We start from the raw sequence: 20,690 nt of genomic DNA, 5'->3' as shown, positions 1-20,690 counted from the left end.
CACTCATGACAAAACAGAAAGGCGCGGCGGTCTATTGCGAGGCCGTCGCGCACTCTTATTAAAAAACATTAAAACTTCACAGCCACATAAAACAAAACGCTCATCGACGCGTCTTTAATGATAGAGAATGGCACGAGGCCGACGGCGACGACATAGATCAACCCGCAGCAGGCGCAGGCGCAAGCGCAGTGGCCGGCTGCTGAACTGCCTGGTGGCAACAGGGCTGGCAGCACTGGTCATGCTTGCAGCAGCGTTGTACTGGCTGTGGAGCGGCACGAGGCGCCCCCACGTGGAGATCGACCCAGCCCGCTACCCGGTGACGGGTATCGACATATCGCAGCACAACGGCGACGACATCGACTACGACAAGGTGCGGGCCAGCGGCATCACCTTTGTCTACATCAAGGCGAGCGAGGGCACCCGGGGGCGCGACAAGAATTTCCTGACCAACGCCCGCAAGGCGCGACAAGCAGGTCTTGTCACAGGAGCCTACCACTACTTCCGCAAGGGAGCCGACGGGCGGTTGCAGGCACGCAATTTCTTGCAGGCTGTGAGCCACACCCGCCTCGACCTGCCCCTGGTCGTCGACGTCGAAGACTGGCTCAACGACCCCAAGGTGAGCAATCATGCCACGGCAACAGGTGTGCGCGCCATGCTCGACTACCTGCTCATGCACGGGCGGCGCGTGATGCTCTACACCAACCGCGAGGGCTACAAGAAGTGGGTGAAACCCTACTTTGCAAGCATCGACCTGTGGCTGTGTGCCTTCAACCCACCCCAGGACCTCGAGCAAGAACGCCACGTGATGCAGCAATACAGCCATTGGGGCACGGTCGACGGCATCGACGGCGATGTAGATCTTGACGTGTTCAACGGTAGCCACGCCGAGTGGCAACGCTGGCTCGAGGCCGGCTCGTGACACTGAGACAGAGAGAGAGAAACAAAACAGAGATCAAAACAACAGAGAAAGAAAAAAGACAGACGCATATGAAACACTTCATCCACATCTTGTTGCTGGCAATGGCACTGGCAGTGTCGGCCATGATTCCTGCCCAGGCAGTCGACATGCACTGGAGCAAGTATGACTTGAACTTCACCGTGCCCGACGGGGGATTTGTGATGGAGAACACCCCCACTTTCTTTGCCGAACATTGGGACGACATGGAGCTCTCGCTCACCCTCTACACCAAGGACGAGAAAGCCAAAAAGGAGATCTACTCCACATCGCTGTTTAAGATCGCCTCGCAATACAACATGTACGATGTGAAGAAGGGCAAAGTGAAGGTGAAGGGCTTCGACGGCTACAGCGTCGAGGGCATCATGCCCGACGGCACCCGCGCCATCATTGTCAACCTGGTGTCGAAGAAAACCGACCTCGTGGTGCAGGTGTTTGCCCACTACTTCTTCGGCGACCGCGAGGTGGTCGACGACATTGTGAAAAGTTTCTCGATCAACAAGTACTCGCAGCCCAACCGTGAGCAGCTCAAGCAAAAGGTGAAGATGCCCGACGGGTCATCGCAGGTGGTGGTGAAAAAGAGCAAGGAGCAGCTCGAGCAAGAAAAGAAAGAGAAAGCAGAGCGGGAGTTTGAACGCAAGAAAGCCCAAGGCCAGATCAAGGACATATAATCGCCCCAAGGCACGAGGCCCCATGGCACAACTGCTGTGCCGGCCACGTGAGGCGACAGTGAAAACTGCCGCCATTTTTTTGTCTATCTGCCAAATTGATTGTAATTTTGTAATCTAAAAAAACAAGAACAAAATAAGATCGACAATACATGTTTGAAAATCTTTCAGAGCGCTTAGAACGCTCTTTCAAGGTCCTCAAGGGACAAGGCCAAATCACCGAGATCAATGTGGCCGAGACCATGAAGGACGTGCGCAAAGCCCTGCTCGAGGCCGATGTGAACTTCAAAGTTGCCAAGGACTTCTGCAACCGTGTAAAGGCCGAGGCCATGGGCCAGAACGTGATCAACTCGGTTGAGCCCCGGCAGCTCATGGTGAAAATCGTGCACGACGAGCTCGCCAAGTTTATGGGCGGCGAGCAGGCCCCGTTCAACGTCGACGGCAACCCCGCCGTGATACTGATGTCGGGTCTTCAAGGCTCGGGCAAGACCACATTCTCGGGCAAACTCGCCAACCGGCTCAAGGAAGGCAAGAAGAAGAAACCTCTGCTGGCAGCCTGCGACGTGTATCGCCCGGCAGCTATCGAGCAGCTCAAGACCGTGGGTCAGGCCATAGGAGTGCCCGTGTATAGCGAGCCCGAGAGCAAAGATCCCGTAGCCATCGCCCTGCACGCCATCGACGAGGCCAAAAAGACAGGTTGCGATGTTGTCATCGTCGACACCGCCGGCCGCCTGGCCGTGGACGAGGAGATGATGAAGGAAATCAAGAACATCAAAGACGCCATCAAGCCCAACGAGACCCTCTTTGTAGTCGACTCGATGACCGGCCAAGACGCTGTGAACACGGCCAAAGCCTTTAACGACCGTCTCGACTTCGACGGCGTGGTGCTCACCAAGCTCGACGGCGACACCCGCGGCGGTGCAGCCGTGTCGATACGCGCGGTGGTCAACAAGCCCATCAAGTTTGTGGGCACGGGCGAGAAGATGGGCGAGATCGACGCCTTCAACCCCAACGGCATGGCCGACCGCATTCTGGGCATGGGCGACATTGTGTCGTTTGTCGACCGCATGCAGCAGCAATACGACGAGAACGAAGCCAAGAAGATTGAGAAGAAGATACGCGAAAACAAGTTTGACTTCAACGACTTCCGCAACCAGATCAATCAAATCAAGAAGATGGGCAACCTCAAGAGCCTGGCATCGATGATACCAGGAGTGGGCAAGGCCATCAAGGATATCGACATCAACGACGACGCCTTCAAGGGCATCGAGGCCATCATCGACTCGATGACGCCCTATGAGCGCGAGCATCCCGAGATCATGAACGGGTCGCGCCGCAAGCGCATTGCAGCCGGCAGCGGCACCCGCATCGACGAGGTGAACCGGCTGCTCAAGCAGTTTGACCAAACCCGCAAGATGATGCATGCGGTCACGACCAAGAACCCGATGAAGATGATGCGAGGCATGCGCCGCCGTTGACGTGAGGCGACAGCACCAAGGCGCCACACTGTGTTTTTCTCAATGCGGCGCTTTTTTATTTTATCATAAAATCCTTAAATACAAGTTGAACAAATGCAGTTGATCGACGGAAAGAAAGTAGCTGCTCAAATCAAGCAGGAAATTGCTGCCGAGGTGAAAAACATGATTGCAGCAGGTAAGAAACAGCCTCACTTGGCCGCCATACTGGTGGGCCACGACGGCGGCAGCGAGACCTATGTGTCGCACAAGGTGAAAGCCTGTGCCGAGTGTGGCTTCAAGAGCACCCTCTTGCGATATGAGGCCGACGTGACCGAGGCCCAGTTGCTCGAGGCCATCGCCGGGCTCAATGCCGACCCCGATGTGGATGGTTTCATCGTGCAGCTGCCACTGCCCAAGCACATCGACGAGCAGAAGGTGATCGAAGCCATCGACTACCGCAAGGACGTGGACGGCTTCCACCCCATCAACGTGGGCCGGCTCTCGATAGGGCTGCCCTGCTTCAGAAGCGCCACGCCTCAAGGCATTCTCACACTGCTCGAGCGCTACAACATCGAGACCAGCGGCAAGCACTGCGTGGTGATAGGGCGCAGCAACATCGTGGGCAAGCCAGTGGCCGCCATGATGATGCAGAAGTCGTATCCCGGCAACTGCACCGTGACCGTGTGCCACAGTGCCACTGCTCATCTCAAGGAAATCACCCGCACAGCCGACATTCTCATTGCTGCCATAGGGCGGCCCGAATATGTGACCGAAGACATGGTGAAAGACGGCGTGGTGGTCATCGACGTGGGCACTACCCGCCTGCCCTCGACCACGACCAAAAGCGGCTGGAAGCTGCACGGCGACGTCGACTTTGAGCACGTGGCTCCGCACTGCTCCTATATCACCCCGGTGCCAGGCGGCGTGGGCCCCATGACGATATGCTCGCTCATGAAAAACACCCTGCTGGCTGCCAAGCACGAGATATACAAGTAAACAACACAGCACAAGGCACAGGGGGTGCCCAGCCACGGGCGGGCGCCCCCGTGTGTTGAGTTATTTCCAACTCCAACCTCGCACACAAGAAAATCACAATGTCGCAACTCATCTCAATACTATTGCTCTCGCTGCTGCAGCTGCTTGTGGGCACCGACACGCTGAGCATCTACAACCCGCACCTGGCCGGGGCCGACAGCGTCGACCTGCTCTTTGCCGGCGATGCCATGCAGCACGCACCGCAGAACAAAGCCGCCCTGCAGCGCAACGGCACCTACGACTACACGGCCTGCTTCGCTCTGCTTGAACCCTACATCAAGGCGGCCGACTATGCCGTAGTGAACCTGGAGACCCCGCTGGGCGGCCGGCCCTACACGGGCTATCCCTGCTTCAGTGCCCCCGATGAGTATGCCTGGCAATTGAAGAAAAGCGGGTTTGACTTGCTGCTCACGGCCAATAACCACTGCCTCGACCGCCGCGACGCTGGACTGCGGCGCACCATAAAGACGCTCGATGCGATGAAGATTGCCCACATAGGCACCTACACCGATGCGGCCGACCGCCAAAGCCGCCTGCCCTTCATTGCCGACATCAAGGGCATGAAAGTCGCCTTTCTCGACTACACCTACGGCACCAACGGCATCACCGTTCAGGGCGATGTGGTGGTCGACTACATCGAGCTGCACAAGATGCAGGCCGACATCGAGGCTGCCCGTGCGGCAGGCGCACAGGCCGTGTGTGTCAACATGCACTGGGGCATCGAGTACAAGCTCGCTCCCAGCAGCGAGCAGCGCTCGCTGGCACAGTGGCTTGTCGACCACGGGGTCGAACTCGTGATAGGCGGTCACCCCCACGTGCTGGAGCCGTTCAAGATGGTGCACAGCAGTGTCACTGGCAAAGACGCCCTGGTGGTGTACAGCATGGGCAATTTCATCTCGGCGCAAAAGCCCCTCGACACCCGGGTGGGTGCCATAGTGAGGGTGACGCTCAAGACCGGCACCGATGGCAAGATAAGCATAGCCCGCGCAGGCTACAAGCTCTTCTACTGCCAGCACCCTGGCTGGAAAGGCGACAACTATCGCCTCATTCCCGACGACCGTCGCGAGATGGTGCGCAAGAGCGACCGTGCCACCTACGATGCCGCCATGGCTCGCGCCCGCAACCTGGTGATGGCGCACAACGTGCAGGTGCTGCCCCTCAAGCAGTAGCACGCGAGCCCCCATAGCGACTCATAACGACGTAAAGCAGCAGCATGCATGCGCCTCAACAGGGCAACCTGCATGCTGCTGCGTCCTAATCTGCCAGCAGCCCGGCAAAAATCACAGTATCCTCCTCCAAGGCACATGGCACAGGTCTAAAACATCACGTCTGCCGCCTGCCTCCCGACACTGCATTTCTCAGGACATTCTTACAAAACAATTAGGCCCAGCAGATAAAGTGACATCAATCTGCACTGGCGACAACGGGCTACGCAGTGCTACACCTGGCACTCAAGCCCTGTGCACTGCTTGCCATGGAAACATCATTTCCCTACTACAATCGTGTGTGATAGCCACCAGTGGCCTCCTTACTATTTTTTCCATTAGGGCAATTCCACAAAAAAAAGGCGCGAGCTTCATTTCAACTCTTGCCGGAGGGCTCTGGAATGCCCGTAAGTAGAAGTAAGAAATTCAGCTCACACCTAGATATGAATTGCCGTGTATGCTGCGACAGCTACTATCGCACAAGCACATGTAAAATTCATACTAGGAAGAACAGCTTCGGTTCCACTATGCAGCTACTTACGCTTGAAATTTTCCAGATTTACCAGCTACTGCAAGAGGAGGTCTCGCTTTCCTCAATATTTACATTAAATCCTCACATGTAGAATTCAACATTGCAAATATAGAAAAAATTCCCCAAAGTTGTTTTAATATGAGCTGAATATTTTTACGAAGAAATAAGTTTCAATTCATCGGCGGCCTGGCTCGGGGCGGGCCTGCTCGATTTGGGCATTGGTCAAGGTCGTGCGTGGGTCGAAGTGGCGCTTGCGGGCAATCTTCTGCCTGGTCATGGCATGTATCTCAAAGGGGTAGTCGTCGACCGTCTCGCCCTTTATCACCACTCGCATACCCACTGTGGCATAGTGCTGGACAAGATCCTTGATGTCCTCGTCCTTGAGGCGGATGCACCCCTCGCTGGCACGGCCAGGCACACTCTCGCGGTTGCCCGTGCTGCCATGTATGCCTATGCCCGAGTGACCGGGCGTGACCAAGCGCAAGAAGTAGTCGCCATAGCTCTTGATGGCGCCGCGGCCGTCGCCGAAGTCGTGGGTCCACGACGAGGCAGGCGCAATCTGCGACACGCTGAAGGGCTGCTGCATCGAGCAGTGGGGCGTGCACATGTCGCCCTCGGCCGTCTTCTGGCCCTTTTTGAGCGAGAGCGCGCAGTCGTAGCGGGCCAGCATCACGGTGTCGGTCCCCTGTGGCTCATACACATAGAGGTAGAAGTCCTTTTTTGAGATCACGACAAAGCAGTTCTTCTTTTCTTTCATCAACTCGGGATGGCTGAAGCTCACGTCGGGCACAGCCCTCACGGTGCGGTTGCCGTAGTCGAGCACCACATGCTCCTTGACGTCGCTGCCCGAGAAAGGCAAGGCGGCGATCGTGCCCGCCTGGCCAGACTGGGCAAGCTCGCCCTGGGCAGTGAGCTCAACTGGCTGGGCGGCATCGTTGTTGCCGTGGGCATCCTTGCCCTTGCCGCAACCCGCAACGACGACGAGAGCCGCGACTGCTGTCAATATAAAGAAGTAGGTTTTCATCAATAAATCACGTTTTTAAATATACTCAAGTAGAAAAGCTGCCGAGCAGCAACACCAACACAAAAGTAGCAATAAAGTACGATAATATTGTATATTGTCCTTTAATTTTAGACAAAATTTATGCTTTGTAGTATTCATTGAGTAGAAACGTAAAAGCTAAAGCCATCCGCTAATAATACCAACTATGAACTCTATGTCAGTCCCACGTGCGACGTTGAGCAGGGATTCTTATGGCATGGCCGTAAGATCATCGTACTCTGTCCCGATGACTCCAGTCAAGAGATGATCGGCATCCTCAAGGACATGGCGAGGAGCTATGGGACAGGAGAGAACACCGTAGAGGAATATTATTTCGGCAAATTGTTGAGGACATCTTCGGGAAACATCATTTCACAATCAGCTGTTGAAAGCGGTTTTTCACGGAGAAAAAGGGCGTAAACGATTTTCTTGCCTTTCGCAAACGGGGCATATTTGACTTTCTCTTGCAATTGAGCCAAGAGACGCTCGGCATGGTCAGCCGACTTCCACTTACACTCGCCGACAAGTATAGTATCTCTATCATCCATTGACTCTGCCACGACATCAAACTCCAACTCCCGATTGCCCGTCGGGGTTTTCCTGCCTTCTTTAAACACGGGCACCTTTCCCCACCAATGGGCAGCAGCATTCCATGTGTGACCAAACATATTGTTGCCAGAAACCGCAATCTGACAAAGACGCTCCCAAATATGTTCCACGTGCTCTGCCATGTGGTTGTGAATATTTTGCAGGACAACATCAGTTCTGTCTATTGAAAGTAAAGGTCTGGCCGGAACAACGAACCTATAGTAGAAGTCGAGGAAAGGGTCGTCTATCACATACAACGTCTTCTTTGACTTCTCTGCATCCTCTCCGAATGGCACTTCTTTGCGAACATAATGCATGGCAATGAGGTTTTTCATCACAGGTGCAAGTTCAGACACCTTATGTCCAACGACATCGGCAATACGGGAGATTTTCGCGTTTCCCTGCCCTATTGCTGTCATTATAGATATATAGGGTGCTATCACGTTTGTATCGTCAAGAAACAGAGCCTCAGGCTCTTCTACGAGTGGACCCTGCTCGTCAAGAATAAGATTTTCCAAAGCATTGTCAAGAGAACAGTATTGCTCACGGAGAACCCAGTAACGTGGCACACCACCCCACACACTGTATTCTTCAATCACCTGTTTTGCGGTTAGATTAAGTGCATGCCACCAGTATTGCGCACGTATTGGGCCGAGATTAATTTTCTCTGACGCACGACCATAGAGCGGCTCGGAACCATCGAGTACTAACTTTTGCATCATACGCTGTGACGAGCCACATATCAAAAGATTGTATCGCATGCTACCACTGTCCACAATACTTTGAATGGTAGACGGAAGAGAGGCATCTCTTTCTACAAGATAAGGGAATTCATCAAGTATTAGCGTTGCCCCTTCCTTGCATTGGTTGTTGAAAGCGCTTAATAGTGAATCCCATGTGGAGTAAGTTGGCTTGTCAAAATCATGGTATGACAAAGCGACAGAAGCGGCAAGTCCAAGCCTTTGAGTTGCTGATTCGCTTTTAGTTGCCTCATAATAAACATCTTCCTCTTTTAGAATTTTCTTTATAAGTCTGGACTTGCCCAACCGTCGGCGACCATAGACAACCAGTAACTTGCCTTTGCATCCATTTAGGGCGGCTTCCAAGCGGCCTAATTCCTTGTTTCTGTCGATAAAATCCATAACATGTATGTTTCAAATATACTACTTTCCAAAAATAGTTATTTAAAATGAAATTTCCAAGAATAGCTCTAACTTTTTCAAACGTCATCTGATTATTAGGCCATTCCGCAAGTATAGCACCGACGGAGGAGATTAATGGCTTTCTTGTAACTTGTATCCCTATTACTTTGCCTTGTGTACAAAGGTATTACATTATTCTTAAAGTGATGTAAGTGCGTACACGCTTAGAAACTTTGTAATAAGATTCCATTTGAAGGGAACATCATTCGCAAGCGGATGTCGAAGCAAGGCGGTCTAACGGAGTATAATACAGAATTATTTCCATATTCAATAACGCATTTTTGCACTTCGTTATTGAACATGGGACAGCCAGCAACAACGCACACGGCAGACACCAAGAGCAGAAAGAAACCGGAAACAGAATGGCACTAAAATTGCGCATTTGGAAATTTTAATCTCACAAAAATTTGCGACTTTAAACAAAACAGCGTAGATTTGTGACATTTATTAAAGCCGTTCATCTATAGTCGAGCTGTTTTGAATTCATTAACCAAAAAAAATAATAATTTATGAAGAAATTTTTCACTTTCATCCTATTGATCTCACTTGTGGCAATCACGAGCGCCAACCATGCCGCCGCAAGCCAGACGTGGTGGGGCTATTACCTGGCCACCGAAAACCGCACAGCCACGGGCTATAATGCAAAAGCCACAGTGAGCCAAGCCATCTTCATTCCTGGCAACACGGGCGCAGCCCAAGGAAAGACCATAAAGGGCGTGCGCCTGTACATGCGCAGCTTCGCAGCCATATCGGGCCTCAAGGTGTGGATATCACGCTCGCTGCCCAGTGCAGCCGACAAGGCCGACTATGTGCAGACTATGAACATGGTAGACATGAACAATGGCGATGAGAGCTCAGAAAGCCTGGGCAAGCAAAACGACATCACGCTCGACAAGCCCTATGTGATACCTGCCGAAGGCGTATATGTGGGCTACACCTTCACCGTGCGGTCGACCAATGCCGACTATGGCAAGCACCCCACCTGCGTGGCCGATGGCGACGTCGAGGGCGGCCTCTTCATGGCCAAGGGAAGCACTTGGACCGACTATTCCAAGAAAGGCAAGGGTCACCTGGCCCTGCAGGTGCAGCTCGATGGAGAATTCTACAACAATGCCCTGTCGCCCCACGACTTCGGGACCCAAATAGTAGCCAAGGGCGGCTCGGTGAAGGTGCCCATCAGGGTCACCAACGACGGCACCGCTACAGTCAAAGACTTTGACTACACCGTCGCCATCGACGGCACGACCAGCGCCGAGAAGCATGTGAGCCTGGCCCAAGAGCTGGCCAACATCAACGAGTCGACCACGGGCACCATCGAGCTGCAAGCGGCCGACCGTGCCGTGTCGCAACAGGTGCAAGTCACCATCACCAAGGTCAACGGCCAGCCCAACGAGTCGGGCCACGCAACGGCCACCGGCAAGCTCAACACCCTGGGCGAGAGCTTTGAGCGCAACGTGCTTGTCGAGGAGTTCACCACCGAGAAATGCCCCAACTGCCCCACTATGGCCACGATGATGAAAAACACCTTGAACCGCTATCCCCAGCAGGCAGCCCGGGTTGCACTCGTGTGCCACCACTCTGGCTTCTATACCGACCAATTCACCACCAGTGCCGACAATGCCTACACCTGGTTCTACAACAACGCGGGTGCCACCTATGCTCCGGCATTGATGTTTGACCGCTACCCCTATACCGAGGCCGATAAAACAGGATTGAAAACGCCTGTAATCTTCGCCAGTAACAGTTCTGAAATCATTGCCTACATCAACCACCGCTTGAACACACCCGCCTACTTAGACCTCGACGCCGAAGCAGCCTTCAATGCCGACAGCACGAGCGTGACCGTGTGGGTCACTGCCAAGCGCGCCCAGGGATATGAGGTGACCCCCCGCCTGGCCGTTGTGCTCACCGAGAACAACATTGCCTCGACTTCGCAGGCAGGTTACAGCAGCACCTTCTATCATGCCCATGTGATGCGCGACATCAACTCGACTTGGGGAGTGGACGTGGACAACTGGACCGACAACCAGGCCACCTACAGCTACACCTTTGACCTCAAAAACAACTGGAACAGGAGCAATCTGCAAGTAGTGGCCTACATAGGCAACTACGACAGCACCGACGCCTCCAACTGCGTGGTCGAGAACTCGGTTGCCGTGAATCCGGCAGCCTACACTCCGGCCAGCGGCGACATCGACGGCGACGGCACCGTCAACGTGAGCGATGCGACTGCACTGGTCAACAAGGTGCTGGGCGAGGCCGACTACAGCAACCTGAAGTGCGACATCAACGGCGACGGCACCGTCAACGTGAGCGATGTGACCGCCCTGATCTCCAACATTTTGAGCAAGGGCAATTGAGCTCCCAGCCTGCCAAAACAACTATAAAACGACACAACAAGTAAACACTACACTTTTATGAACACATACACAATGAAAAAGACATTTGCAATCATCATGCTGCTGTGTGCCCTGGCCCCGCTGGCACAGGCGCAACTGCCGGCAGTGACACTGAAAACGATCGACGGTCGCACCGTGCGCACCGACACGCTCAACAACGGCGGCAAGCCCTTCATCATCGACTTCTTCGCCACATGGTGCAAGCCCTGCAACCGCGAGCTCAAAGCCATCAACGAGGTCTATGCCGACTGGAAAGAGGAAACAGGCGTGAAGCTCATAGCTGTGAGCATCGACCAGGCCCAGAACATCAACAAGCTCAAGCCCATGGTCGACGAGCAAGGCTGGGAATATGAGGTACTGCTCGACCCCAACGGTGACTTCAAGCGCGCCCTGGGTGTGCAGCTCATACCCTATGTGCTCATCGTCGACGGCAACGGCAAGATTGCCTACAAGCACAACGGCTACACCGACGGTGCCGAAAACGAGCTTATCGAAAAAGTGCGTGAACTGCTATCGAAGTAAGCTGTGAATCACATCAACAAGCACTACAGGACCTTGCTGCTGGCAGCGTGCATCATGCTGCCGGCAGCACTCCCTGCTCAAGAAGCAGGCGAGTCAGGCGACGAAAAGAAAGTGACCGTGAGCGGCAGCGTGCAGAGCGACGTGCAGATACCCACCGGCCACACCGACGCCGACAAGAGCAACGACGACGTGCGCACCAACACCTATGCCGAGGTCAATGCCATGAGCAAGTGGGTCGATGCAGGTGTGCGCTTTGCCTATCTCGAACACCCGCTTCCGGGCTATGAGGCCGATTTCAAGGGCTGGGGCGTGCCGTTCTACTACGTGAAAGGCAAGTTCAACGTGGCCGAGGTCACACTGGGCACCTTCTACGACCAGTTTGGCTCAGGCTTCATCTTCCGCACCTACGAGGAGCGGTCGCTGGGCATCGACAACTCGATACTGGGCGCTCGCGTGGCCCTCAATCCCGTGAAAGGAGTGCACATAAAGGCCCTCACCGGCCGCCAGCGCCGATACTGGCATCACAACAAGGCGTGGATAACCGGAGCCGACATGGAGCTCAATCTCGACCAGTGGATAAAGCCCCTGGCCAGCAGCAACACCTATGTGACGCTGGGAGCCTCGTGGGTGAACAAGCGCGAGAAAGACTCGACCGACGTCATCTATGCCGACAACACCCACATCTTGAACCTGCCCACCTATGTCAACGCCTGCGACGTGCGCGCCCAGGTGCAGCACGGCCCCTACAGCGTGTTGCTCGAGTATGCCCGCAAGGGGCAGGACCCGAGCTTCGACAACGGCTACACCTACGGCAAGGGCTATGTGGCCATGCTCTCGGCCTCCTATTCCAAGCGGGGGCTGTCGCTGCTGCTGCAAGCCAAGCGCAGCGACAATTTCTCGTTTCGCAGTCGGCGGTCGATGAGCGGCACCTCGTCGATGCTCAACCACCTGCCAGCATTCACCGAGGACCACACCTATACCCTGGCAGCGCTCTACCCCTATGCCACCCACCCCATGGGAGAGTGGGCCTACCAAGCCCAATTTGGCTACAACTTCAAGCGCCGCACCACCCTGGGCGGCCGCTATGGCATGAACGTGAAGGTAAACTTCTCGCACGTGCACTCGCTCAAGACCACCCCCACGGCAGCAGGCGGACTGCCAGACATCGCCCCCGGGGCTCCTGGGACCGACGGCTACACCTCTAAGTTCTGGGGCTGGGGCAACAGCACCTATTATCAAGACATCAATGCCCAGATTGAGCGCCGATTCAGCCGCAGCTTCAAGCTGAGTGTGACCTACATGAACCAGTTCTACAACAAGACCATCGTAGAGGGCGAAGGCGGCATGATACACAGCGACATCATGATTGCCGACGCACTCTTCAACCTTGGCGCCAAGACTACCCTGCGCACCGAGCTGCAGTACCTGGCCACCAAGGACGACGACGGCGACTGGCTCTTTGCACTGGCCGAGCTCTCGCTGGCCCCGCACTGGATGCTCACCGTGAGCGACGAGTACAACAGTGGCAAAACTGGCGAGCACTACCCCGGCGCCTATGTAACCTACAACGTGGGAGCCCACCGCCTGCAAGCGGGCTGGGCGCGCACCAAGGCCGGCTACAACTGCTCGGGCGGCGTGTGCCGCTATGTGCCCGAGACCAAGGGCGTAGTAATCTCCTATAACTACAACTTCTGATGAAAAAGACAATCTATATTCTCCTACTGGCAATCGTGCAACTGGCTGTAACAACGAGCTGCAGCAACGACGACGAGCGCTACATCTATGTGAAGCCCGCCGACGTGAACCGCAACGTGCTCATCGAGGACTTCACGGGTCAGCGCTGCCTCAACTGCCCCAATGCCAGCGCACAAATCGACTCACTCATCGCACAATACGGGCACGATGCCATCATTGCCGTGAGCATCCACTCGGGGCCCCTGGGCTTCAAGGGCAGTGCCAAGTTCACTGGCCTGGCCACCAGCCTGGGCGACACCTACTACAACCACTGGAACTGCGACCACCAGCCCATAGGGCTTGTAAACCGTGTAGGCGGCCTGCAGGACTATCCGGCCTGGCCGGCGCTGGTGCGACAGGCACTGTCGCTGAAGTCGACCATCGAGATGGAGGCTACCGTGAGCTACAACGACACAACACACGAGGCCAGCATCAAGGTGAACATGCTGGGCACCAACGGCACTACCCGAGGCAAACTGCAGCTATGGGTGATTGAAGACAGCATCACCGCTATGCAGGTCATGCCCGACGGCAAGCCCAAGCCCGACTATGTGCACAAGCACGTGCTGCGGGCCGCCGTAAACGGCGATTGGGGGCAGGACGTGACCATCGACGAGGGCGTGGAAAGCACAGCAACCGCGCACTACACCGTCGACAAGGCCTGGGACCCCAAGCACCTGTGGATAGTGGCATTTGTGTACAACAACGACGGTGTGGTCCAAGTGATAAAATCGCATTTCTAAAAAAACACAACACACACACTATTACGCACAATGAAGAGATCAATTCTTGCAATAGCCATCGCGGCCTTGTGGGCTGCAAGCGGCAGCGCCGCGGCCGATGGCACATTTGCCTTTGTCGACGCGAGCGGCAACACGATTGCCGACGGCGCCACCGTGACCTGCAACAAACTGGTTGACGACGAGTTTCTCGGGAGATACATCAGCACCGGGCTCTATGTAAAAAACACCACGGGCAGCAAGGCGGCCGGCGTGGTCCTGCTCGACGTCAACAACATGCCCAACGGCCATGTACAAATATGCTGCTTCGGCAACTGCGTGTCGCCAGACAAGCCCGGCAACTACTACTCGGCCAAGAATTTCATGGAGGCTGGCGCCACCGAAGACCTGCAGGCCGAGTGGTTTCCTGCCGAAAAGGCAACATGGACGGCCACCCTGCAACTGGCCACGGTAGAGACCACAACCAACGCAGCCGGCATCCTCACCCTTGGCAAGGTCAAGGACCTGGGACCCAAGGTGAACGTCGTGTGGAGCTACAGCGATAGCCTCAAGGGCGACATCAACGGCGACGGCACCGTGAATGTGACCGATGTGACCACACTCATCAACGGCATCCTGGGCACAGCACAGGTCGACACCAGTGTGGGCGACGTGGATGGCAACGGCATAGTCAACGTGAGCGATGTCACAGCTCTCATCAACATCATCCTTGCTGCCAGTTGAGCCTGAAAATAGAAGGAAAAGACCATCGTGTCCTCCCCTATTACCCCTCTCTGCTGTACACATCCATAAATAAACAGAGTCGTGCCATTAAGAAAATGACACGACTCGGTTTTTTTTAATTTTGTTGTAGTCTTCTTGAAATGGAAAGCCAGTGATCAGCCCTCGTGGATAGCCTCGTTGGGGCAAGCCTCGGCGCAAGAGCCGCAGCTGATGCAAGTATCGGGATCGATCGAGTACTTATCGCCTTCGCTGATAGCGCCTGTCGGGCACACCGACTGGCAAGTTCCACATGCTACACAGTTATCATCAATTACGTATGCCATTGTAGTAGAATTAAAAATGATTATAATTATTATTAATAGTAAACTATGGCAAATGTAGTGCTTTTATTTGAATTAACCGAAATTTTTCAAGACAAAAAAACAAAAACTCGATTTTTAAAGATGCCGGGCAATGAGGGCGGGCCAGTTCTCGCCATTGGCAGGCTGGTAGGTGTTGATGCCAAGCTGCTGAGCTGCAGCACAATTTACTGGTGAGTCATCGACCAGGAGCGTCTGGGCAGGGGCATAATGCTGCTCGTCGAGAACGCGCTTGAAAAAACGCAGGTCGGGCTTCATGAGGTGCTGCTCATAGCTCAAGTAGGCGGCATCGAAGTAGCTCGTGAGCGGGTGTTGCTCGCCGTCGAAATTGGCATCGTGCATGAGGCTGCCCACAAAGGGGTTGGTGTTGGAAAGCAACGACAGGTGGTAGCCCTGGGCACGCAACTGGCGCAAGCCCACAAGGCCGCGCTTGGGGATGTCGACAATGAAGCCCCGCCAAGCGTGGGCACACTGCTCAAGGGTGAGCTTGCGATGGGTCAACTCACTCAGGCGCCTGCAAAACTCATCGGCGCTCAAGCTGCCATCCTCAAGCTGCCCGAAGAAGCCCTTCTGGGCCGTGATGTCGAGATAATCGTCGATGTTGGTCACACCCAGCTCGATGAAACGCTGGCGTGAAATGTTGATGTCGAGCACCGAGAGCACGCCGCCAAAGTCGAAGATGATGTTTTTGATTTTTGTCTTATTGCTCATCATTCTGAAATAAAATGCAGGTGGTAAAAGAGATTAATCGGCGTCAAACTTGCGGTAGCGCGCACGCTTAGGCTCCTCGATGCCCAGGCGCTTGGCCTTGTTGGCCTCGTAGTCGCTGTAGCCGCCCTCGAAGAAGAACACCTCGCCATTGCCCTCGAAGGCAAGGATGTGGGTACAAATGCGGTCGAGGAACCAGCGGTCGTGGCTGATGACCACCGCACAGCCGGCAAACTCGTCGAGGCCTTCCTCAAGGGCACGCAGGGTGTTGACGTCGATATCGTTGGTGGGCTCGTCGAGCAGGAGCACGTTGCCCTCTTGCTTGAGCGCCAGGGCCAGCTGCAGGCGGTTGCGCTCGCCGCCCGAGAGCACGCCGCACTTCTTCTCCTGATCGGCGCCCGAGAAGTTGAAGCGGCTCAAGTAGGCGCGAGCATTCACGTCGCGGCCGCCCAGGCGCATGAGCTCGTTGCCCTGGCTGATGACCTGATACACCGTCTTGTCGGGGTCGATATCCTTGTGCTGCTGGTCGACATAGGCCAGCTTCACGGTCTCGCCCACCTCGAAGGTGCCCTCGTCGGGCTTGTCGAGTCCCATGATGAGGCGGAACAAGGTGGTCTTGCCCACGCCATTGGGACCTATCACGCCTATGATGCCAGCCGGGGGCAAGCTGAAGTTGAGGTCGCGGTAAAGCACCTTGTCGCCAAATTTCTTGGCGATGTGGTGAGCCTCGATCACCTTGTTGCCCAGTCGAGGGCCGTTGGGGATGAAGATTTCAAGTTTCTGCTCTTTCTCCTTTTGGTCCTCATTCAGGAGCTTGTCGTAAGAGTTGAGGCGGGCCTTGCCCTTGGCCTGGCGGGCCTTGGGGGCCATGCGCACCCACTCGAGCTCACGCTCGAGCGTCTTGCGTCGCTTGCTGGCGGTTTTCTCTTCCTGAGCCATGCGCTTCGACTTCTGATCGAGCCACGACGAGTAGTTGCCCTTCCAGGGGATGCCCTCGCCACGGTCGAGCTCAAGAATCCAGCCAGCCACGTCGTCGAGGAAGTAGCGGTCGTGGGTCACGGCAATCACAGTGCCCTCATACTGGTTGAGGTGCTGCTCGAGCCAGTCGATCGACTCGGCGTCGAGGTGGTTGGTGGGCTCGTCGAGCAGGAGCACATCGGGCTTTGACAGCAGCAGGCGGCACAGGGCCACGCGGCGGCGCTCACCGCCCGAGAGGTGGGCAGCCTTTTGGTCGGCCGGCGGCAGACGCAGGGCCTGCATGGCGCGCTCAAGGCGCGTGTCGAGATTCCAGGCATCGGTCGAGTCGATGATGTTCTGCACCTCGGCCTGACGGGCAAAAAGTTCGTTCATCTTGTCCTCGTTCTCATAGTACTCGGGCTCACCAAACTTGCGGTTGATTTCCTCATACTCGGCCAGGGCGTCGACCACAGGTTTCACTCCCTCTTTCACAATCTCGAGCACCGTTTTGTCGGGGTCGAGAGGAGGGTCCTGGGGCAGATAGCCCACCGTGTAGCCGGGGGCCCACACCACCTCGCCCTGGTAGTCGTTGTCGATGCCGGCAATGATCTTGAGCAAGGTTGACTTGCCGGCGCCGTTGAGGCCTATGATGCCAATCTTGGCGCCATAGAAGAATGACAGATATATGTTCTTGAGAATTTGCTTGTTGGTCTGCTTAATGATTTTGTTAAGCCCCACCATCGAGAAGATAACTTTCTTGTCGTCGACTGTTGCCATATAAAATAAAGATTGCTTGTGATTGAATCGTGTGAAAAAATGCTTGAATAAAAAAATATGAGTGTGTAAAGTTACGCATTTTCTGCCACATCACAAAAAAAACGGTGTCGGCACGCCATGCCATGCAGCCACTCTCCTGCCGGGCAAGCGCTCATCTCGCAGTGGCGTTCTATTCCATAATTCGCATTTTGCGGCAGCAAATGTCCACAACAGATAAAACCACCATAATTCGGGAATTTTGGAAAAATGACTACCCCGTGTTATTCACGACCTTTGCGAGCAATTTTGTTACCTGAGATTTTTATGCGCACTATACTTATCTACATTGTCATTTTCATGTCGCTCACAGCCAGGGCTGCGACAATCTCGGCCTCAAACGAGGCCGACAGCACAACGGCGGCAATCGACACCGCCGCACTTGCCAGCCTCGAGGCCACGTGCAGCAGTGCCAGTGTGCAATCCCCGCTGGCTGCCGCCAAGCCGCTCACGCTCTACGACATGCCCTATTCCCCCACCCGGCACATGGAAAACTGGGGGCGGCTGGCCTACAACACAGCCACATTTGTGGGCGCCGGCGTTGTAACACTGCTGGTGCTGGAGTGTCTGCCCGAGGGGGCCACGGCATGGGACAAGAGCGAGATCAAGCACACGCCATTCTGGCACCGCTATGGCAACCACGTGAAGGAGGGTCCTGTGTGGGACAAGGACAATGCCGTGTTCAACTATGTGCTTCACCCCTACGGCGGAGCGGTGTACTACATGAGCGCGCGCAGCAACGGCTTCAACATACTGGGATCGATGCTCTACACCACGTTTGTATCAAATGTGCTGTGGGAATACGGCATCGAGGCCTTCATGGAGATCCCCTCGATACAAGACATGATCATCACCCCTATTGCCGGCACCGTGATAGGCGAAGGCTTCTACCGGCTGAAACGCAAGATTGTGCAAGACGACTACCGCCTGTTCGGGTCGCGGGCAATGGGCGTGGCCGTAGCCTGGATTGTCGACCCCATCAACGAGTTTGTGAACCTCTTTGCCGGCAATCCTTGCAAGCGGGGCAAGCATGCGGCAAGCATCACGTGCAGTCCCAGCATCGACCTGCTGGGCAGGAGACCGCAAGTGGGCTTCACGGCAGTCATCACGCTGTGAGCGCAATCACGACTTGCGGTCGCGCTTGCGGCCCTGCTTGTCGCGGGCAAAGCCACGCTCGCTGTCGCGGCGGGTGCGAGGCGCCGGCTTGCCGGCACGGCGGCCATAGTGCTTGTCGTCGAAGTTGCCGCCATAGCCGCGGCGGCGCTCGCGTGGACGGTCGCCATACATGGCGCGACGGCGCTCGCGGCGGTTGAGCTTCACCTCGGTGCCGGCATTCTCGGCGGCATAGTCCTTGTTGGGGTCGGCAATCTCAAGATAGAGTCGCTTGCCGAAGAAATCAACGTTTTTCAATGCGCTCACCACGCGATGGGCGTCGCCCTGGCGCACGTCGAAGAGCGAGTAGTTGGTGAGCAGGTCGATGCGTCCCAGGTCGATGCGCTGGCCATGGGTGTTGTCGTTGAGCAGCTGGATGAGGCTTGGAGCAAAGAAGCCGTCGGCCTTGCCCACGTTGATAAACATGCGCTCATAGCCCTCCTCGGCCGTGCGGCTGTCCTTGTCGGCAGCGGTGCGGGTCTTGTCATATTTCACGCGTTTCTCCCGCGGTTTCTTCTCGGGCACATAGTCGAGCACTGGGGCATCCTTGTAGTAGTCGAGCAGGCGGTTGAACTCGAGCGAGAGCAGGCGCTTGAGCAATTCCTCGCTGGTGAGCCACGACAGCTTCTTGAGCACACTGGGCAGGTACTGGGCAATTTCGTCTTCTTTCACCTCCACCTTCTCGATGCGGTCGGCAAGATTGAACAGTTGCTTCTCGATGATTTCGTTGGGCTTGGGCACCTCGCGGCGCTCAAACTGCTTGCCTATGTGCTTTTCTATTTCACGCAGCTTGCCACGCTCGCGGCTGTGAATGATGGCAATGCTCACACCCGTCTTGCCAGCACGGCCGGTGCGGCCACTGCGGTGGTTGTAGACATCGTTGTCGTCGGGCAAGCTGTAGCTGATGATGTGGGTGAGGTCGTCGACGTCGAGGCCGCGGGCCGCGACATCGGTGGCCACAAGCAGCTGCAAGTTGCGCTCGCGGAATTTCTTCATCACTGCATCGCGCTGAGCCTGGCTCAAGTCGCCGTGCAAGGCATCGGCATTGTAGCCGTCCTGGATGAGATTGCTGGCCACCTCCTGCGCCGTGGCACGGGTGCGGCAGAAGATGATGCCGTAGATGCGCGGCAGGTAGTCGACAATGCGCTTCAGGGCCAGGTACTTGTCTTGAGCACGCACCATGTAGTAGACGTGGCGCACGTTGGCCGAGCCCTCGTTGCGCGTGCCCACCACATACTCCTGCGGGTTGTGCATGTAATTCTTGGCAATGGCGGCAATCTCCTTGGGCATGGTGGCCGAGAAGAGCAGCATCTTGCGCTGCTCGGGCACATGGCTGAGTATCTCGTTGATGTCGTCGACAAAGCCCATGTTGAGCATCTCGTCGGCCTCGTCGAGAATGACCGTGTTGACATGTTCAAGATTCACCTCACCGCGCTTGATGAGGTCGAGCAGGCGGCCCGGCGTGGCCACGATGATGTGCACGCCGCGGCGCAAGGCGCGTATCTGCACCTCGATGCTGCTGCCGCCATACACGGGCAGGATATTGAGACCGTCGATATACTTGGCATAGTCGGTGAGGTCGCTGCACGTCTGCAAGCACAACTCGCGCGTGGGATCGAGAATGACAGCTTGCGTGCAGGCGCAGGCAGTGTCGATGCGCTGCAGCGTGGGCAGGCCGAATGCCGCGGTCTTGCCGGTGCCCGTCTGGGCCAGGCCCACTACGTCGCTGTCCTCGTTGAGCAAGTGTGGAATTACTTTTTCTTGAATGGGCATTGGCGTCTCATACCCTAACTCGGTGATTGCCCGTAGCAGATCCTCGCGGACCCCTAAATCTTGAAATGTCGTCATAAAAATTGTATTAAGGGTGCAAAGGTAATGAAAATCACCCAATTTCACTGC

17 protein-coding genes are annotated in these 20,690 nt (G+C 55.6%); 11 read left to right on the top strand and 6 right to left on the bottom strand.

The window, feature by feature from the left end; genetic code table 11:
* Nucleotides 1-127: 127 nt before the first annotated feature.
* The 5 genes from GF423_RS10720 (at nt 128) to GF423_RS10700 (ending at nt 5,284) form a co-directional block, all read left to right on the top strand.
* Nucleotides 128-919, top strand: a complete 792-nt coding sequence (locus GF423_RS10720) for a glycoside hydrolase family 25 protein (RefSeq protein WP_154328352.1) — start codon at nt 128-130, stop codon at nt 917-919.
* Nucleotides 920-987: 68 nt separating this feature from the next.
* Nucleotides 988-1,626, top strand: a complete 639-nt coding sequence (locus GF423_RS10715; RefSeq protein WP_154328351.1) for a hypothetical protein — start codon at nt 988-990, stop codon at nt 1,624-1,626.
* 149 nt (nt 1,627-1,775) lie between these two features.
* Nucleotides 1,776-3,101: a signal recognition particle protein gene (gene ffh / locus GF423_RS10710; RefSeq protein WP_154328350.1), complete on the top strand. Its 1,326-nt coding sequence runs from the start codon at nt 1,776-1,778 to the stop codon at nt 3,099-3,101.
* 93 nt (nt 3,102-3,194) lie between these two features.
* Nucleotides 3,195-4,076 carry a bifunctional methylenetetrahydrofolate dehydrogenase/methenyltetrahydrofolate cyclohydrolase FolD gene (gene folD / locus GF423_RS10705; protein ID WP_154538185.1) on the top strand — a complete coding sequence of 294 codons (882 nt, stop codon included), beginning with the start codon at nt 3,195-3,197 and terminating at the stop codon, nt 4,074-4,076.
* A gap of 98 nt (nt 4,077-4,174) precedes the next feature.
* Nucleotides 4,175-5,284 carry a CapA family protein gene (locus GF423_RS10700; RefSeq protein ID WP_154328348.1) on the top strand — a complete coding sequence of 370 codons (1,110 nt, stop codon included), beginning with the start codon at nt 4,175-4,177 and terminating at the stop codon, nt 5,282-5,284.
* 743 nt (nt 5,285-6,027) lie between these two features.
* Here GF423_RS10700 and GF423_RS10695 read toward each other — a convergent pair.
* Together GF423_RS10695 and GF423_RS10690 are read right to left on the bottom strand one after the other, a co-directional pair.
* Entirely contained in the window at nt 6,028-6,876 is an 849-nt protein-coding gene (locus GF423_RS10695; protein WP_154328347.1) for a L,D-transpeptidase, read from the bottom strand.
* A 347-nt stretch (nt 6,877-7,223) separates the two neighbouring features.
* A complete protein-coding gene (locus GF423_RS10690) occupies nt 7,224-8,624 on the bottom strand; it encodes an ATP-binding protein (RefSeq protein WP_154328346.1) in 1,401 nt (466 codons plus the stop codon).
* A 569-nt stretch (nt 8,625-9,193) separates the two neighbouring features.
* Between GF423_RS10690 and GF423_RS10685 the strand changes: the two genes are divergently transcribed.
* The 5 genes from GF423_RS10685 (at nt 9,194) to GF423_RS10665 (ending at nt 14,802) form a co-directional block, all read left to right on the top strand.
* Nucleotides 9,194-11,044: an Omp28-related outer membrane protein gene (locus GF423_RS10685; RefSeq protein WP_154328345.1), complete on the top strand. Its 1,851-nt coding sequence runs from the start codon at nt 9,194-9,196 to the stop codon at nt 11,042-11,044.
* A 72-nt stretch (nt 11,045-11,116) separates the two neighbouring features.
* A complete protein-coding gene (locus GF423_RS10680; protein ID WP_154328344.1) occupies nt 11,117-11,605 on the top strand; it encodes a TlpA family protein disulfide reductase in 489 nt (162 codons plus the stop codon).
* Between the two features lie 54 nt (nt 11,606-11,659).
* Nucleotides 11,660-13,300, top strand: coding sequence for a DUF6029 family protein (locus GF423_RS10675; RefSeq protein WP_154329036.1), 1,641 nt, complete (start codon nt 11,660-11,662; stop codon nt 13,298-13,300).
* The gene (locus GF423_RS10670; RefSeq protein WP_154328343.1) at nt 13,300-14,082 is read left to right on the top strand and encodes an Omp28 family outer membrane lipoprotein; all 783 of its coding nucleotides are present in this window, start codon (nt 13,300-13,302) and stop codon (nt 14,080-14,082) included. Before GF423_RS10675 ends, GF423_RS10670 begins: the two co-directional genes overlap by 1 nt.
* 30 nt (nt 14,083-14,112) lie before the next feature.
* Nucleotides 14,113-14,802 (top strand): dockerin type I repeat-containing protein, encoded by a 690-nt coding sequence (locus tag GF423_RS10665; protein ID WP_154328342.1) that lies wholly within the window; start codon nt 14,113-14,115, stop codon nt 14,800-14,802.
* A 155-nt stretch (nt 14,803-14,957) separates the two neighbouring features.
* Here GF423_RS10665 and GF423_RS10660 read toward each other — a convergent pair whose 3' ends face one another.
* The 3 genes from GF423_RS10660 to ettA all read right to left on the bottom strand — a co-directional run bounded on the left by GF423_RS10660 (nt 14,958) and on the right by ettA (nt 17,603).
* Nucleotides 14,958-15,125 carry a 4Fe-4S ferredoxin gene (locus GF423_RS10660; protein WP_154328341.1) on the bottom strand — a complete coding sequence of 56 codons (168 nt, stop codon included), beginning with the start codon at nt 15,123-15,125 and terminating at the stop codon, nt 14,958-14,960.
* 114 nt (nt 15,126-15,239) lie between these two features.
* On the bottom strand, nt 15,240-15,875 hold the full coding sequence (locus tag GF423_RS10655) for an HAD family hydrolase (RefSeq protein WP_154328340.1): 636 nt from the start codon (nt 15,873-15,875) through the stop codon (nt 15,240-15,242).
* A 30-nt stretch (nt 15,876-15,905) separates the two neighbouring features.
* Nucleotides 15,906-17,603, bottom strand: a complete 1,698-nt coding sequence (gene ettA / locus GF423_RS10650) for an energy-dependent translational throttle protein EttA (RefSeq protein WP_154328339.1) — start codon at nt 17,601-17,603, stop codon at nt 15,906-15,908.
* Between the two features lie 303 nt (nt 17,604-17,906).
* On the opposite strand from ettA, the gene GF423_RS10645 reads away from it, so the two are divergent.
* The gene (locus GF423_RS10645; RefSeq protein WP_206113235.1) at nt 17,907-18,755 is read left to right on the top strand and encodes a DUF3943 domain-containing protein; all 849 of its coding nucleotides are present in this window, start codon (nt 17,907-17,909) and stop codon (nt 18,753-18,755) included.
* Between the two features lie 6 nt (nt 18,756-18,761).
* Here the strand turns inward: GF423_RS10645 and GF423_RS10640 are convergent, their stop codons facing one another.
* Complete coding sequence (locus GF423_RS10640; protein ID WP_154328337.1) at nt 18,762-20,639, bottom strand: DEAD/DEAH box helicase; 1,878 nt, start codon at nt 20,637-20,639, stop codon at nt 18,762-18,764.
* Between the last annotated feature and the right edge of the window lie 51 nt (nt 20,640-20,690).

Origin of the sequence: Sodaliphilus pleomorphus, assembly GCF_009676955.1 — a bacterium.
GTDB lineage: Bacteria > Bacteroidota > Bacteroidia > Bacteroidales > Muribaculaceae > Sodaliphilus > Sodaliphilus pleomorphus.
This window is presented reverse-complemented; position numbering and strand designations above follow the sequence as displayed.